At 31.4% G+C, this 17,231-nt stretch carries 15 protein-coding genes and 1 pseudogene; 14 read left to right on the top strand and 2 right to left on the bottom strand.

Annotated features, from left to right (window positions below):
• Window positions 1-173: 173 nt before the first annotated feature.
• From metG to M915_RS05885, 6 genes are read left to right on the top strand one after another with little or no spacing between them, the layout of a single operon-like run.
• A complete protein-coding gene (metG, locus tag M915_RS05910; protein WP_036730342.1) occupies window positions 174-2,147 on the top strand; it encodes a methionine--tRNA ligase in 1,974 nt (657 codons plus the stop codon).
• A gap of 10 nt (window positions 2,148-2,157) precedes the next feature.
• Window positions 2,158-2,925, top strand: coding sequence for a TatD family hydrolase (locus M915_RS05905; protein ID WP_036730340.1), 768 nt, complete (start codon window positions 2,158-2,160; stop codon window positions 2,923-2,925).
• Entirely contained in the window at window positions 2,918-3,466 is a 549-nt protein-coding gene (gene rnmV, locus M915_RS05900) for a ribonuclease M5 (RefSeq protein ID WP_036730338.1), read from the top strand. The genes M915_RS05905 and rnmV overlap by 8 nt, the downstream gene beginning before the upstream one ends.
• A complete protein-coding gene (rsmA, locus tag M915_RS05895) occupies window positions 3,450-4,316 on the top strand; it encodes a 16S rRNA (adenine(1518)-N(6)/adenine(1519)-N(6))-dimethyltransferase RsmA (RefSeq protein ID WP_036730336.1) in 867 nt (288 codons plus the stop codon). Before rnmV ends, rsmA begins: the two co-directional genes overlap by 17 nt.
• Window positions 4,316-4,672 (top strand): ArsR/SmtB family transcription factor, encoded by a 357-nt coding sequence (locus M915_RS05890; protein ID WP_009221531.1) that lies wholly within the window; start codon window positions 4,316-4,318, stop codon window positions 4,670-4,672. Before rsmA ends, M915_RS05890 begins: the two co-directional genes overlap by 1 nt.
• A 51-nt stretch (window positions 4,673-4,723) precedes the next feature.
• Entirely contained in the window at window positions 4,724-4,954 is a 231-nt protein-coding gene (locus M915_RS05885; RefSeq protein ID WP_009221530.1) for a glutaredoxin family protein, read from the top strand.
• Window positions 4,955-5,089: 135 nt separating this feature from the next.
• Here M915_RS05885 and M915_RS05880 read toward each other — a convergent pair whose 3' ends face one another.
• Window positions 5,090-5,917, bottom strand: a complete 828-nt coding sequence (locus M915_RS05880; protein ID WP_036730334.1) for a polysaccharide deacetylase family protein — start codon at window positions 5,915-5,917, stop codon at window positions 5,090-5,092.
• A 95-nt stretch (window positions 5,918-6,012) separates the two neighbouring features.
• On the opposite strand from M915_RS05880, the gene rlmD reads away from it, so the two are divergent.
• From rlmD to M915_RS05855, 5 genes and pseudogenes are all read left to right on the top strand, one after another.
• Window positions 6,013-7,344: a 23S rRNA (uracil(1939)-C(5))-methyltransferase RlmD gene (rlmD, locus tag M915_RS05875; RefSeq protein ID WP_036730332.1), complete on the top strand. Its 1,332-nt coding sequence runs from the start codon at window positions 6,013-6,015 to the stop codon at window positions 7,342-7,344.
• A gap of 3 nt (window positions 7,345-7,347) precedes the next feature.
• Window positions 7,348-7,755 (top strand): hypothetical protein, encoded by a 408-nt coding sequence (locus M915_RS05870; RefSeq protein WP_036730330.1) that lies wholly within the window; start codon window positions 7,348-7,350, stop codon window positions 7,753-7,755.
• 405 nt (window positions 7,756-8,160) lie between these two features.
• The gene (locus M915_RS07595) at window positions 8,161-8,352 is read left to right on the top strand and encodes a hypothetical protein (RefSeq protein WP_235043770.1); all 192 of its coding nucleotides are present in this window, start codon (window positions 8,161-8,163) and stop codon (window positions 8,350-8,352) included.
• Window positions 8,353-8,362: 10 nt separating this feature from the next.
• Window positions 8,363-10,183: a DUF262 domain-containing protein gene (locus M915_RS05860; protein ID WP_036730328.1), complete on the top strand. Its 1,821-nt coding sequence runs from the start codon at window positions 8,363-8,365 to the stop codon at window positions 10,181-10,183.
• Between the two features lie 485 nt (window positions 10,184-10,668).
• Window positions 10,669-11,401: pseudogene (locus M915_RS05855) on the top strand (TraX family protein).
• 139 nt (window positions 11,402-11,540) lie between these two features.
• On the opposite strand, the gene hutI reads toward M915_RS05855, so the two are convergent.
• Window positions 11,541-12,803 (bottom strand): imidazolonepropionase, encoded by a 1,263-nt coding sequence (gene hutI / locus M915_RS05850; RefSeq protein WP_009221527.1) that lies wholly within the window; start codon window positions 12,801-12,803, stop codon window positions 11,541-11,543.
• A 236-nt stretch (window positions 12,804-13,039) separates the two neighbouring features.
• Here hutI and M915_RS05845 point away from each other — a divergent pair, with 236 nt between their 5' ends.
• The 3 genes from M915_RS05845 to M915_RS05835 all read left to right on the top strand — a co-directional run bounded on the left by M915_RS05845 (window position 13,040) and on the right by M915_RS05835 (window position 16,518).
• Entirely contained in the window at window positions 13,040-15,067 is a 2,028-nt protein-coding gene (locus tag M915_RS05845; protein ID WP_009221526.1) for a urocanate hydratase, read from the top strand.
• 143 nt (window positions 15,068-15,210) lie between these two features.
• Entirely contained in the window at window positions 15,211-16,095 is an 885-nt protein-coding gene (locus M915_RS05840; RefSeq protein WP_036730326.1) for a DegV family protein, read from the top strand.
• On the top strand, window positions 16,096-16,518 hold the full coding sequence (locus M915_RS05835) for a DUF3887 domain-containing protein (protein ID WP_009221524.1): 423 nt from the start codon (window positions 16,096-16,098) through the stop codon (window positions 16,516-16,518).
• The last annotated feature ends 713 nt before the right edge of the window (window positions 16,519-17,231 follow it).

Here is a 17,231-nt window from a genome sequence, read left to right as displayed (position 1 = left end):
CCTCTTTAAAAATTTGTTAAGGTGTGTAGTACTTGAAAAATATCACATTTTAGCATATAATTTAAAGCAATTAAGGCGATTAATAAACTTGTAATAAGTGAACATAAATCATGGTTACAATGTTGCCATCTCCTTCGTCATTTGGCGAGGGTTTATTTTATATGGAGGTAATTATGGAAAAGAAATATTATTTAACTACGCCGATTTATTATCCGAGTGGTAATTTACACATAGGACATACTTATTGTACTGTTGCCGCAGATTGTATTAAGAAGTATAAAAAATTGCAAGGCTATGATGTATTTTTTACAACAGGTACTGATGAGCATGGTCAAAAAATTCAACAAAAAGCTTTGGAAGAAGGATTGGAACCAAAAGAATATGTAGATAATATTGTTGTGTCCATTAAGGAATTGTGGTCTAAAATGGATATAGATTATGATGCATTTATAAGATCAACTGATCCTGAACATGAAAAGAATGTTCAAGAAATTTTTAAAAAACTTTATGAAAAAGGTGAAATATATAAATCTCAATATGAAGGTCATTATTGTACGCAATGTGAGGCTTTTTGGACAGAATCTCAATTAAAAGATGGCGATAAATGTCCTGATTGCGGTAGAGAAACTCACATTGAAAAAGAAGAGTCTTACTTTTTTAAACTTTCTAAATATAGAGACAGGCTTTTAAAATACTATGAGGATCATCCTAATTTTATTGAACCTGTATCTCGTAAAAATGAAATGATAAATAACTTTTTAAAGGACGGGCTTGATGATTTATCCGTAACACGTTCTTCATTTGATTGGGGTGTAAAAGTTCCGTTTGATGATAAGCATATTGTATATGTTTGGATAGACGCACTTAGCTGCTATTTATCTGCAATAGGTTATGGAACAGATAATGAAAAATTTGAAAAATTTTGGCCTGCAGATGTCCATCTTGTAGGAAAGGAAATTATAAGATTTCACACTATAATTTGGCCGGCATTATTAATGGCACTTGATTTACCTCTTCCTGAAAAAATATTTGGACATGGATGGATTTTATTTGACAATGATAAGATGAGTAAATCCAAGGGAAATGTTATATATCCGGAACCGATAATAAAACTATATGGTGTAGATGCTTTAAAATATTTCTTGCTTAGAGAATTTTCATTCGGTTCAGACGGCTCATTTAACAGGGAAAAATTTATGCAAAGACTTAATTCGGACCTTGCAAATGACCTTGGAAACTTAGTTTCAAGAACCGTATCAATGATAGAAAAATATAACGACGGATATATTCCATCTGCAACAGTAAGCGAAGAAGTTGATGAAGATTTAATTAATATCGCTACAACTACAATGACAAAGGTAGACAGTGCTATGGAGCATTTTGAGTTTTCGGTTGCACTTGAAGAAATTTGGAATTTAATTAGAAGATGTAATAAATATGTAGATGAAACAACACCTTGGATACTTGCCAAAGATGAAAGTAATAAACCGAGACTTGACAGTGTGCTTTACAATTTAGCAGAAGCTCTTAGAATAGTTTCTGTTTTGATAAATCCATTTATTTCAGAGACATCAAGACAAATAAGAAAATCTCTTAGAGTAAAAGGTGAAGTTAAATGGGAAGATTCAGCAACATGGGGATTAACTGAAGCCGGAGAACATGTTAAGAATGTAGGAGTGTTGTTCCCAAGACTTGATGTAGAAAAAGAGTTTGTAAAACTCAATGAAGAAAATCAAAAGCTTGCAGAAGAAAGAGAAAGAGAAAAACAACTTTGGACAAAAAAGTCCGAACCCGTAGAAGAAGTTTTAGAAGATAAAACAGAAGAATGTACAATAGATGACTTCAAAAAAATAAAAATTAAAGTTGCATTGGTAGAGTCTGTAGAAGACCATCCGAAAGCGGATAGGTTGTATCTTTTAAATTTAAAACTTGGAGATGAGAGAAGAACTATCGTTTCAAGCATTAAAAACGACTTTACAAAGGAATATTTGACAGGTAAAAAACTTCTTGTAATCACAAACTTGAAACCTGCAAAATTTAGAGGTATAGAATCTAAGGGAATGCTTCTTGCGGCAGAAAGTGAAGACGGAAAGATTTCACTTGCTACAATTTATGAAGATCTTCCTGATGGAACGGAAATTTGTTAGGAGTGATAATGTGATAGATTCACATGCACATTTAGATGATGAGAGATTTGATTATGATAGAGATATTGTAATAAATTCTCTACCTGAAAGAGGAATAGATTTAGTTTATAATATAGGTGCAGATTTAAATTCTTCCATAGCCTCGGTAGAGCTTGCAAATATGTATGAAAATATTCGTGCGGTAATAGGAGTTCATCCTCATGATGCCAAGAGTTATAGCGATGAAGTTGAAGAAAAACTGATTGAACTGGCAAAAAATGAAAAGGTAAGAGCTATTGGAGAAATAGGGCTCGATTATTACTACGACAACTCTCCTCGAGACATTCAAGTGGAAGTATTTAAAAGACAAATAGAGCTTGCTCACAAATTAAACTTGCCCATAGTAATTCACTCAAGAGAAGCTGTGCAGGAAACATTCGACATAATAAAAGAGTCAAAAGAAAAATATCCTGAACTTGTATTTTTAATTCATTGTTTTTCGCAGAGTGTTGAAATGATGAGAGAATATATTAAGCTGGGATGTTATATAGCACTTGGAGGAGCAGTGACATTTAAGAATGCAAGGCATCCTAAAGAAGTTGCATTGGAAATTCCGATTGATAGACTTCTTCTTGAAACGGATAGTCCGTATATGGCTCCCGTTCCCATGAGAGGCAAGAGAAATGAGCCTATGTATATTAAATATGTTGCAAAGGAAATAGCAAATATTCGCGGTATTAAGGTGTCTGAACTCGTAGAGATTACAGATGCAAATACAAAGAGGTTCTATAATGATTAAAGAAGTGATAGTTGTAGAGGGAAAAGATGATATTACTGCGGTTAAGTCTGCGGTAGATGCTGAAATTATTTCAACTCACGGATTCGGATATGGAATGAAACTTATAAAAACTCTTCAGGAGATAAATAAAAGAAGAGGAATAATAATTTTTACAGATCCCGATTATATGGGTAAAAAGATAAGAGCGGATTTATCTAAACACTTAAAAGGTGCAAAGCATGCTTTCTTACCACAGGGCAAGGCAAAGAAAAAGGATAATATAGGCGTTGAAAATGCCAGCGCTTATGATATAAAGATTGCAATTGAAAATGCAAAACCTGAATATGAAGATTCAATCATTATGTTTAATGAAAGAGATTTGATTATGCACGGTCTTTCGGGCAGTATCGGAGCAAGTGAAAAAAGAGAAAAAGTTAGTGAAATTTTAAAAATAGGACACGGAAATTCAAAACAATTTTTAAGTCGTTTAAACAGATTTAAAATTACGAGAGAAGAATTTGAAAATGCAGTGAAAGTGGTGGAAAATGGAAAGACTATATAAACCTGCAAGACTTATAGAACTTTTAAATAAATATGGATTTAGATTTTCTAAGTCTTTAGGTCAAAATTTTTTAATAGATGGAAATATAGTTAGAAAAATTATAGATAGTGCTGAAATCTCAAGTAATGATAATGTGCTTGAAATTGGTCCGGGAGTTGGGACTCTTACAGAAGAGTTGTGTCTTAGGGCAAAAAAAGTAGTATCAATAGAAATAGATAACCATTTAAAAGAACTTTTAAAGGAATCATTGCCTTATGAAAATGTAAAAATTATATTTAATGACGTTTTAAAGACAGATCTTAAAAAACTTACAGAACAAGAATTTGGCGGTGAAACTTTTAAGGTAGTTGCAAATCTTCCATATTATGTCACAACACCGATTATTTCAAAACTGATAGAAGAAGATTTGAATATAGAATCAATAACTGTAATGATTCAAAAAGAAGTTGCAAATAGATTTTCGGCAAGTCCTTCTACAAAAGACTACGGTTCACTTTCGGTATTTATACAGTTTTATTCTGATGTTAAATATGAATTTACAGTTCCCAAAAATGTATTTATGCCAAAACCTAATGTAGATTCTGCAGTAGTCAATTTAAAAATAAAAAAAGATTTACCCGATATAGATAGAGATAAGCTTTTTAAAGTTGTCAGGGCAGCTTTTTCAAAGCGAAGAAAAACTCTTATAAATGCACTTTCAAGCTATGGGTTTAATATAGATAAAAATGAAATATTAAAAGCTCTTTCAATTTCAAACATAGATGAAAAAAGAAGAGCGGAAACTCTCAGCTCGGAAGAATTTATTGTATTGTCGATAAATCTTCCTAGTATAAATATAGGAGGAGAATAATGGAATATGAATTAAAAAGTGATGAGAGAAAAAAACTGTTAGAAGATATAACGAAATTTAAAAATGATGAAAGACTTTTAGATTCGTTATCTTCAATTTTTAAAGCGCTTGGAGATCCGACAAGACTTAAAATAATATATGCACTTTCAAAAAGACCGCTGTGTGTAACAGATATATCTGAACTTTTAGAAATGAGTCAATCATCAATTTCTCATCAACTTGCAATTTTAAGAAGCCAAGAACTCATAAGAGTAAAGAGAATTGCAAGAAAAGCTATATATTCATTAGATGATGAGCATGTACTGAGCCTTTTTAATGACGGATATGAACATGCGGAACATAAAACAAGAAGATAATGATTAAATAAAATATAAGAGGGTATAATAAGATTTAAGGAGGAATGGAAAATGGAAAAAGTAGTAGTTTATACATCAAATACATGTCCATATTGTACAATGGCTAAGGACTATTTGAGAGAAAAAGAAATTCCGTTCGAGGAAAAAAATGTTCAAACTGACAAGGAAGCAAGAACTGAACTTATGGCTAAAGGATACACAGGAGTTCCTGTAATTTGTATCGGAGCTGAAGAAATTGTCGGTTTTGATAAAGCAAAATTAGAATCATTATTGAGTAAATAATAAAAAGGTACTTGCTTTAAAAGTAAGTACCTTTTTTAATGGTCATATTCATCTGAATTTATAAAATAAACAAAAACGACCCGATACGGGCAGAAACTAAAAATGTCATATAAAAAGTAGTTTATTACATCATTTTTAATTATTGCTTTTTAAAAATCGTATCATATTTTGAATGTCAGTAGATTTTTTTATGTGAAATCTATGAATTTTATACGGATCTAAATTTTTAAGCTTTGATGCCGTTTTATTTCCGCCGATAAATCCTATTGTAATACCTGCATCTTTTGTAGCATTTAATATGGCGTCATTTACCATTGCACCGGGATATGCTATTGCTGTAGGGAAAACCGAAGAGCGCTGATAAATTAGAGCATTATTCCAAATCAAATCATTTTTAATTTTTTCATAATACTCTTCATCGGTTTCATTCTCAAGCTTTGCACTCATCCAAGTTTTACCTTTATTTGGACCGTCAAGGAACTGATCATGTAAATTATAGGAGTGATTTCCAAAACTTATATATCCCGACTCTGCCATTTCTTGAATTTGATCCCATGTTAAAAAACCGTCTTTTTCTACATAAGACCCTATTATAAAAATTGCAGCCTTTGCATTATATTTTTTAAGTATCGGAAAAGCTGTTGTATAATTATCTTCATATCCATCATCAAAGGCTACGAGAATAGGGTTTTTCGGAAGAGCTTCATTTCCGTTTATTATATTCTCCAAATCAACCAATGATAAAAATGTAAATCCGTTTTTTGAAAGCCCTTCTATCATTTCTTCAAATTTTTTTGTTTCCAATATATATTCGTTGTTTTGAGGATTGACATCACTTATACTGTGGTATGTTATTACAGGAATACTACCTTTTCCGACAGTTATAATATCTTTAAAAAACACCTTTAATCCAACTATTAATACTAATAAAATAAATCCTAAAATTTTAATCTTGTTTTTCATAAGCACCTCTATGTAAATTTTAGCACATAATTTCCAAAGTTAAAACATATCTTTTATGATATAATATTACCTGATTTATAATAGTAGGAGAGAATATGGCAAAGAGTAAAATTATAAGTGGGAAAGTAATTAATGTTGACTTTCCAAATAGGTGTGAAATTTTAAACGGAGAAAATAGAGTTTCATTTAAAGGGGCGATATTGGGGCAGGAAGTTGAAGTAAAGCTTACAAGAAGGACTAAAGGTAAGCTGTTAAATATACTTAATATCTCCGAACTTGAAAATGAAAACAACTGTCCTCACAGCGAAGTTTGCGGAGGATGCACATATCAAACAATGAGTTATGAATGTGAACTTGAATACAAAAAAAATTTAATAACAAAGCTTTTTAAAGAAAATGACATTGAATTTGAAAAACTGGAATTTATAAGTTCACCTGTACATAAGGCATACAGAAATAAAATGGAATATACATTTTCAGATGAATATAAAGACGGACCTTTGAGCCTTGGACTTCATAAGAAAAATAGATTTTATGAAGTTGTGAATACGGATGAGTGCAACATTGTAAATGAAGACTTTAATATTATAAGAAAATTTACATTAGAATATTTTATGGATAAATTAAAGCCTTATAATCGAATGAGACACACAGGAACACTGAGACATCTTCTTATAAGGCGCTCATCAATCGGGGAAGTATTGGTAAACCTCGTAACCGCAAGTAGTGATTTTAACTTTGATGAATATTTTGAAGAACTTTTAAAATTAGAATTATCGGGTAAAGTAGTTGGCATTATGCATACGATAAATGACTCGTTTTCAGATGCAATAGTGCCTGAAAAAATAATTCAACACTATGGAGTAGATTATATTAATGAAGAATTGTTAGGGCTTAAATTTAAAGTGAGCTGCTTTTCGTTTTTTCAAACTAATACTGAATCTGCAAAAGTTCTTTATACATTGGCAAGTAATATGCTTGGAGATTTAGACAATAAAATTTTGCTTGATTTGTATTCGGGAACAGGAACAATAACTCAAATCTTGGGAAGAAAGGCAAAATCGGCACTTGGAATAGAAATAGTCAAAGATGCGGTTGAATCGGCAAGAAAGAATGCAGAAATAAATAACTTGAATAACGTCAAATTTATATGTGATGATGTGTTTAAGGCGGTAAAAGAACTTGAATACAAAGCGGATGTAATAGTACTTGACCCACCGAGAGAGGGAATAAATCCGAAAGCGATAGATAAGATAATATCATTTAGACCTGAAAAATTTTTATATATATCGTGCAATCCGATAACATTTGTAAGAGATTTAAAAATATTTTTAGAATTGGGATATGAAATAATCAAGTTAAAAGCACTTGATCAATTTCCACGAACAAATCATGTGGAAACAGTTGCATTGTTGGAGAGGAGATAATTTATGAAAGAAGTAATGACGACTAATATATATGATATAGATGAAACTATTATCATAGTTGGTACTTGTCTTAAATATATGCAACCTAAGGGGTACAAAAAATTAGAGAAAATTTCTGAAAATATATATAATTTATGTCTTGAAAATACTCATGTGAATATGGCTATAACAAAAATAGGTGGTATGATTAGAGTAGGGAAAGTACATAATATTATCTTTGCCACAGTTGATGAATCCCCTCATTGTATTCAGATGCATTATATTCAAGATGAATTAAGAGAAATGATGAATTTAGAAAATATTAATATAAAGAATTATGTGGTTGTAAATGATGAATTAATTGAAGTCAGCCCTGAACTTATTTTGTTATCAAAGAAATTATCAGAATTAAAGGAAAAAGTTAAGATTTGATGAATTTTTTATTAAGATTGGGAGGACTATAGATGTATATATAGGAATTATATCAAAGTAATTATTCAAAAGATTTAGTAGCATTTGATTATTTGGAAGAAGGAAAAGAATTTGTATCTAAAATACTCGGATATACTATAGAAAAAGAAGATAATTTTAGAATATGAATAATTTAATCCTAAAAACATACTTGATTATATGGAAATTATCTATAATGAAAATATTGTACCTTTATCTAGATTTATCTTTGAATCTGAAGATAATGTTGAAATTGTTTGGAAAGAAATTTCTAATCTATCAGTCACAAAAGATAAAATTATAGTAGGATTTTTATAAATAGATGCTTATATAATTGATAACGAAGAAGTTAAAGCTTATATTGAAGAAAGAGAAACTAAATATAATATGATAAAGGATTTTTTAGAAAGTAATGGATATGAAGTAGATAGAAGCTATTTCGGAAGTGAAGATGGCGAAACAATTATATACAGAAAAGAAGAAACCAAAGATTGGCACTTTCTACAGCACTTAGATCAATCATTTTTATATATAAAAGATTTAAAAAAATATGTTAAAGAAATAATAGAATATTTCTAGAGGAGTACATATGAAAAAGATAGAAGGTTCACCTAAGAACTTAAAACAGCTATTACAGAATACAAAGTATTCTATTCATTACTATCAGCGTGAATATATGTGGCAACGCAGACACATAGAAGAACTGATAGATGACTTAACACAGGAGTTTATGGATTCGTATAAGCTTGGTGACACAAGACAAGATGTAGCTGACTATGGGGCTTATTTTATGGGTTCTATCGTATTAGCTGGTAGAGAAAATGCAATTATTGATGGACAGCAGAGATTATCGTCCCTAACATTACTTCTGATGTATTTAAACAATCGTCTGAAGTCAATCGGTCAGAGTTATAACATGATTGAAACAATGATTTTTTCAGAGTCATTTGGGACCAAGTCTTTCAATATCAATGTTGAGGACCGTCAAGATTGTATGGATGCAATTTTTAATGATATGGATTTTGACACGTTTGGAGCTGGAGAGTCTATACGCAATTTGTATGGTAGGTATCAAGATATTCAAGATATCTTTCCTGATGCAATTAAAGATGATATGCTATTGCATTTCTGTGATTGGATAGCAGAAAAAGTTTTTTTTATTGAGATTGTTGCCACCACAGAGCAGGATGCCCATAAAGTTTTTGTAACAATGAATGACCGTGGATTAAGCCTTACTTCAACAGAAATGCTTAAGGGATACATCCTTTCTGAGATTAAATCTGATACAGAGCGAGAGAAGATGAATTTCCTTTGGAAGGAAAAAGTGCTTTCATTAAAGAAGTATGATGATAAAGGTGATGAAGCATTTATTAAGGCTTGGCTTAGAGCTCATTTTGCAGATACAATTCGTGAAACTAAGGCAGGTGCTGTCAATAAGGACTTCGACCTTATAGGTGGTTCCTTTCATAAATGGGTGCGTGATGAAAAAGAAAAGCTTGGATTAATAGCTCCGACGGATTTTGAATTGTTTATTAAAAAGTTTGCAAAATTTGCAGAAGTGTATGAGTTCATCCGTAAAGCAGAAATGGTGTTTGATGAAGAAACGAAGTACATTTACTATAATGCACAGATAAACTTTACGCTTCAGTCTCAGTTATTATTAGCTCCAGTAAGCTATGAAGATGATTGGTCAACTATTATTAAAAAGATGAATCTGGTAGCAAGATTCATAGATATACTGATTGTATCCAGAGTAACTAATTATCGTTCTGTAGATTACAATACGATTAAGAACTTTGTATTCAACGTTACTAAAGATATTCGTAGAACAGATATTCCTACACTCAAGCAAAAGTTTGAACAGCAATATATAAATCTTGAATTTGATCCTAGTGCTACTTTTACAGATTTAAGACTTAATAGTTTCACAAAGAAGTACATTAAAAATATACTTGCTCGTGTAACTAGCTATATTGAGGAACAGACTGGTGTTGCATCAAACTATTGTAATTACATGAACACACAAACAAAGAATCCTTTTGAGATTGAACATATAATTGCAGATCATTATGATTGGTTCGCTAGTGAGTATACTGACAATGAAGATTTCAAACGTTGGAGAAATAATATCGGTGCTTTATTGCTTTTACACAAGAGTATTAATGCTAGCTTAAATGATGTAAAGTATGAATACAAGCTGAAAAAATATTGTTCAAACGAAGGTAATATTTATACAGAATCTCTTGGAGATTTGGCATACCATAATAATCCTAGATTCACAAAGTTTATTGCAGACAATAAACTGGGATTCAAACCATATCCTAAATTTGGAAAAGCAGAAATTTCCGAGCGTATTTCTGTACTTATCGATTTGGTAAAACTAGTATGGAATGACAAAATGTTTATTTAATTTGGTGAAGGTATATAAACAATATGGTTTTTAGTATTTTTATGAAATATCAAGTTTACGGAAGCTGAAATAATTATATATTATCAAGTATTTTGCTGATCAAATAAATAAATTATTGAAAATAAAGGCTTATTGCGGTTGTCATTAAAATATATGGATAGCCGGGAGTAAGCCTTATTTTTGTGCTTAAAATTGCTTTGCGAAAACACATTGATAATGTGGGAACGGTTATTTGAAAAATGCCCAATTTGAATTTGTTCGCTAAAATTTACAATTGTACAATAGTTTAATAGACATTATAATGAAAACAAATATTTATCAGTTTGATTTTAATGAAATTATACCTGTATAGAAATATTTGAGGATATAATAAAACCTTAGAAAGTTATAAACTTTTGATAGAAATTCGGGTATTATATCAACTGAACTTGCAAATCAGGTAGGTGTAACAAAAAGAACGGTACATCTATTTATAGGAAGAAAGAATGGAAATAAGTAAACGATTTGAGCGAGAAAAATTAAAAAAGTTTCAAGTCTTTAACGGAGCACAACTAAAATATTTAGCGTTTGTATCAATGCTGATTGATCATGTAAACAATGCATTAATAACACCTATGCTTGACGGTGAAGGATTTTTATTATATTTATCTAACGTATTTTCAGTTTTAGGGAGAATTGCCTTTCCTATTTTTATCTTTTTTATAGTGGAAGGATTTTTTAAGACGAGTAATAGAAAAAAATATTTGATTACTCTTCTTATGTTCGGAGTCATATCAGAAGTTCCGTTTGATATGTTCACATCAAGAACTTATTTTGACCCATATTGGAACAATATGATGTTTACATTAGCTCTATGTCTTATTACAATTTGGATAATTGACAGTCTCAAAGAAAATATTCATAATAAAGTTTTTTGGTATGTAGGCTCAATTATTATTGTAGTAATTTTTGGTTTTTTTGGCAATGAACCTGAGTCTTGATTATGACTATCATGCTATAATTGTCGCTTATCTTTTTTATATCTTCTATGACAAACCGTTACTTGTAGCAGGTTTGGGTTATCTGTCAATTATAAAAGAGCTTTACTCTTTTTTGGGATTTGCCATGACCATAACATACAATGGGGAAAGAGGCAGACAATACAAGTGGCTAAACTACTTTTTCTATCCAGCACACATCCTAATACTTGGAATTTTGCGTCTTTATTTAAATATTTAAAGTCGGTTGTCAATACCATATTGTATTTGACATCATTAATAGTAATGTATTTTAGTGTAAGAAAAAATTTATAAAGCAGTATTGTTGAAAATTAAAATAAAAAAATAGGCGGAAGAATTTTCCGCCTATTTTTGATTTATTATACTCTTTGTCTGTTTTTAACCACAAGCTGTCCTTTTTTATAAACTTCAGTACATAGATTTGTTGCAAAGAAGTATAGAGTGTAATCAAGATTAGGTGCTTCAAATATTGCAATGTCTGCATATTTTCCGGCATCTAAGCTACCGATTTTATCTGCTCTTGCAACAGAATATGCTGCATTTATTGTAACCGCATTATATACTTCGATAGGTGTAAGTTTCATTGCAAGACAACCTAATTGCATTATGAATTGTAGATTTGCCATTGGACATGAACCCGGATTTGAGTCTGTAGTTAAAGTGATTGCCATTCCGTTTTCAATCATTTTTCTTGCCGGTGCGAATCTGTCTGCCATTAATGAGAAAGTTGTTCCCGGTAGAAGATTTCCGATTACATTTGCGTCTGCAAGTTTTTTTATATCTTCATCGGATATTACCATTAAGTGTTCTGCACTTGTTGTTTTTAAATCTGCCGCAACGTCACATCCGCCTATTGATTCAATTTCATCTGAATGGATTCTTGTTTTCAGTCCGTGTTCTGCTGCTGCTTTTAAAAGTTTATAAGATTGTTTTGCCGTAAATACTCCTTTTTCGCAGAAGACATCACAGAATTCTGCAAGATCTTCTTCTACAACTTTTGGGAGCATGTCGATTACTTCGTCAACAAATACATCTGAATTGTCTTTTAGTTCTTGAGGAATTGCATGTGCCGCCATAAATGTTGAAACTAAATCTATAGGAAGATCTTTGTCGAGTTTTTTAACTACTTCCATTTGTTTTTTTTCAGTTTCCCAATTTAATCCGTATCCTGATTTTGCCTCTACTGTTGTAACTCCATGATACATCATGTGATTTAAAAGAGTTTCTGTTTTTTTATATAATTCTTCAAATGAAGAGTTTCTTGTTGCTTTTTGTGTAGATAGTATTCCACCGCCTGCAGCAAGAATTTCAAGGTAAGTTACACCGTTTAATTTTTTTGAGAATTCATTTTCACGACTTCCTCCATAAACAAGGTGTGTATGACAATCTATCAGTCCCGGTGCTGCGATATGACCGCTTAGATCCACCATTTCTGTATTCTCACCTTTTAAGTTTTCCGGTACGTCTCCTTCTCCAACTTCTAAAATTTTTTCGCCTGAAATTGCAATATAACCATTTTTAAGAATTTTGGCTTCATTCATTTCCGCTCCTCTTAGAGGATGACCTAAATCGTTGGGACAGAAGATTTCATTTAAGTTATAAAGTATTTTATCTGCTATCATAGTAAAACCTCCTAATTAATTAAATTAATTTTACGATATTTTAATCTAATTTGTGTCAAATTATCATCAAACTATTTTATATTATATCAATTAATAAATTTTTTAATAAATTTTTTAATAATTTATATATTGACACTTTAAAGACGATAAGCCTGTATAGTTTATTTATAACATAAGGTAAATACGGCATAAAGTAAGTGTTTTTATTTACATAGAATAAAGGAGGAAAAAAACAAATGATAAACAATAATGATATTGCAAATGCAATGAAAATTAAATTGGAATTTGACGAACTGCCTGAAATGCCAAAATTCCAAGAGGGAATTCGTAGAGCACCTGACAGAGGATTCAGATTATCTCAAGAACAAACTGAAATTGCTCTTAAAAATGCTTTAAGATATATTCCGGAAAAATTTCATGAAGAATTAATTCCTGAATTTTTAGAAGAGCTTACTACAACAGGAAGAATCTACGGTTACAGATTTAGACCTGAAGGAAGAATTTACGGTAAGCCAATTGATGAATATAAGGGAAATTGCCTTGAAGGTAAAGCAATGCAAGTTATGATTGATAACAACCTTGATTTTGAAGTAGCTTTATATCCTTATGAATTAGTTACTTACGGTGAAACAGGTTCTGTATGCCATGACTGGATGCAATACAGATTAATTATGAAATATTTAGAAGAAATGACTGATGAACAAACTCTTGTTATGGAATCAGGACATCCTCTTGGACTTTTCAAATCAAGAAAGAATTCTCCGAGAGTAATAATTTCAAACGGTATAATGGTTGGTCTTTATGACAATCTTGAAGACTGGGAAATTGCTGAAGAAATGGGAGTTGCAAACTATGGTCAAATGACTGCCGGCGGTTGGATGTACATTGGACCTCAAGGTATTGTTCACGGAACATTTAATACAATTCTTAATGCAGGAAGATTAAAACTTGGTATTCCTGCTGAGGGAGATCTTTCAGGAAAATTATTCGTAACATCAGGTCTTGGCGGAATGAGTGGAGCTCAAGGTAAGGCCGGAGAAATTGCAAATGCAGTAGCTATTGTAGCTGAAGTTGATATTTCAAGAATTGAAACAAGACTTGAACAAGGTTGGATTTCTAAATTAGCTAAAACTCCTGAAGAAGCAGTTAAAATTGCTAAAGAATACTTAGAAAAGAAAGAAGCTATGAGTATTGCATATCATGGAAATATCGTAGATCTTCTTCACTATATGAATGAAAACAATATTCATATCGATTTACTTTCTGACCAAACTTCTTGCCATAATGTATATGACGGAGGATATTGCCCTGTAGGAATCAGTTTTGAAGAAAGAACAAGACTTCTTGCAGAAGATCAAGATAAATTTAGAAAACTTGTTGATATAACATTAAAACAACACTTTGAAGTTATAAAGGCTCTTACAGCTAAGGGAACTTATTTCTTTGACTACGGTAACTCATTTATGAAGGCTATCTATGATGCAGGCGTTAAAGAAATTTCTAAGAACGGAAAAGATGATAAAGACGGATTTATTTGGCCGAGCTATGTAGAAGATATCATGGGACCACTTCTATTTGACTATGGATATGGACCATTCAGATGGGTTTGCTTAAGCGGAAAGCATGAAGACTTAGTTGCTACTGACCGTGCAGCTATGGAAGCAATTGATCCTACAAGAAGATATCAAGATAGAGATAATTATAACTGGATAAGAGATGCTGAAAAGAATCAATTAGTAGTTGGTACTGAAGCAAGAATTCTTTATCAAGATGAAGAAGGAAGAGTAAACATTGCTCTTGCATTCAACAAACTTGTAAGAGAAGGAAAAGTAGGTCCTATAATGATGGGACGTGACCACCATGACGTAAGTGGTACTGACTCACCATTTAGAGAAACTTCAAATATAAAAGACGGTTCAAATGTAATGGCGGATATGGCTGTTCAATGTTATGCAGGTAATGCAGCAAGAGGAATGAGCTTAATAGCACTTCACAATGGTGGTGGAGTTGGTATCGGTAAGTCAATCAACGGAGGTTTCGGTTTAGTTCTTGACGGTTCAGAAAGAGTAGATGAAATAATTAAATTATCATTAAGCTGGGACGTTATGGGCGGAGTTGCAAGACGTAACTGGGCTAGAAATGAACATGCTATGGAAACATCTATTGAATTTAACGGAAAGCACGAAGACGGACACATCACAATTCCTTATTTAACAGATGAAAAACTTGTAAAATCAGCAGTAGCTAAAATTTTTAACAAGTAATATATAAATAAAAAGCTATCTTAGAGGATAATTCCTTTAAGATAGCTTTTTTGATGTTATAAATCAAAAAATTTAAAATAAATATTTTGAAAGGTGGAAAAAATTTTTTTATTAATGTAAAATGGAAGGGGTGAGGTAGAAAAATGACAAAAATAATAACAGACAGTGGTTGCGATTTAAGCAGTGATATAATAGAAGAACTTGGAATAGATATTTTAAGTATAATAGTTACAAATAATGGAACTGAATACAGAGATATTGTAGATATAAGTTCCGATAAGATGTTTGAAATGCAAAGAGCAGGAGAAAGTTTCAGTACATCCCAAATTCCATTATATGATTATTTAGTAAAATTTGAAGAATTGGCAAAGAATAATCAGGATTTTATTTACATTTCACTATCTTCCGGAGTTACAGGTTGCTACAATAATTCACTTCTTGCAATAGAAGAACTTGGAAAAAAATATCCAGGTGTAAAAATGAAGTCGGTAGATTCCCGGTGTGCTTCAGTTGGAAGTGGACTTATGAATTACTATGCCGCATTAGCAGCAAAAAATGGAGCAAGTTTCAATCAGATTTTAGAAATCATAGAATATTTAAAAGCTCATATAAAACATATTTTTACAGTTTTTGATATGGAACATCTCTATAGAGGAGGAAGAATTTCAAGAGCAAGTAATTGTGTAGGTAAGATTTTAAATATAAGGCCGTTAATTGAAGTTAGAGATGGGAGACTTGAAGTAAAAGAGCTTGTTAAAGGTAATAAAAAAACTTATAAGAGAATTACTGAAATAATAGAAAAATCTACAAATCGAAATAGTAAAAATGAGACAATATTTATAATTTGCGGAGAAAAATTAGAACCTGCTGAAGAACTTGAAGAAAATCTTGCAGGAAAGATAGATTCAAATATTAAGATGCAAAAGGTCGGTTGCACAATAGGAGCGCACACAGGACCGGATATAATAGGAGCTGCATATCTTGATGCAGATTTGCCGGATGAACTTTTAAAGTATTTGGAGGATTAAATGGATAGGAAAAAAATAATTTTTGCCGTAGTTGCAATAGCCTGTTTAGGTTTTTACTTTATGACAAGGCCGAAAGATAACAGTGTTGAGTTGCCAAACAGTTATGATGCTCAAAAAATAACTCAATTAAGTGATGAAATTGTTACAAGTTTACTTGTAAAAGACTATGAGAAAATTTCGGAATATGCGGAATCATCATTTAAAGATAAATTAAACAGCGATGAAACCGAAAGTGTAAGCAAGATAATTGACAAGGCGGAAAAATTTGAGAGTAAATCACAAGTAGGTATAAAAGGATATAAGAATGACAAAGGTAAAATACTTGCCATGTCGATAACAGAAGCAAAGTTCGAAAAAAAATCTATTGAATTCAGATTGTTTTTTAATGAAAAATATGAACTTGTTGCAATATATGTAAAATAAAGGTGGAAAATCCACCTTTTTTGTTTACAAATATTTATAAAATTTTGAACTGAATTTTTAGTTTATATTCAGATTTATATGGAAATTCGAAATGCCATTGGAGTGAACAGAAGAATTTTTTATTTTTCAAATAATCAACGATATTTTTTCTAATGTTGTGTATCGTGTTGTATTATGCTGTGTCATACTGAAAAAGTTATTGATGTACAGGCGTTTTCTATTATTTTGCTCGATTCCATAGTGAGATTTGATTAGGTAAGGTTTATCATGATGTGGTGTTGATAGATTTAATACTGTGTTGATTTTCTGTTGATTTATTGGGCGGTATTCTTCTTTTTGGTTTGGCTGATTATGCACGCCCCCGGAGGGGGATATGCACCGCCACTATAAAGGCGAGGGAGTGCTTCGAGTAGCCAAAAATCATAAAAGGCTTTTTTTACCTCTTGCGAAACAGAATTTCTAACCATATTTTTTGTCTTTTTAGGCTGATAGAAAATCCGATAGACAATAAGACGATAAAGACAATCCTATCGTAAAAAGACAAGGCAGACGAAAAAGACGATATAGACAATAATAAGGTAAACACATTAACTCGTATGTCACACCACAACAAATACTATATATTGTGTATAATAAGAATAATAACAATATTTAATCACAACATCTTGTGTTATTTTTAGATAAACCTCTTGACTTAGATGTTTCTCTATGTT

This window comes from Peptoniphilus mikwangii, assembly GCF_000468535.1.
In the GTDB taxonomy this organism is placed as follows: Bacteria; Bacillota; Clostridia; order Tissierellales; family Peptoniphilaceae; genus Anaerosphaera; species Anaerosphaera mikwangii.
Note: the sequence above shows the minus strand (reverse complement) of the source record. Positions and strands in the feature narration are given on the sequence as shown.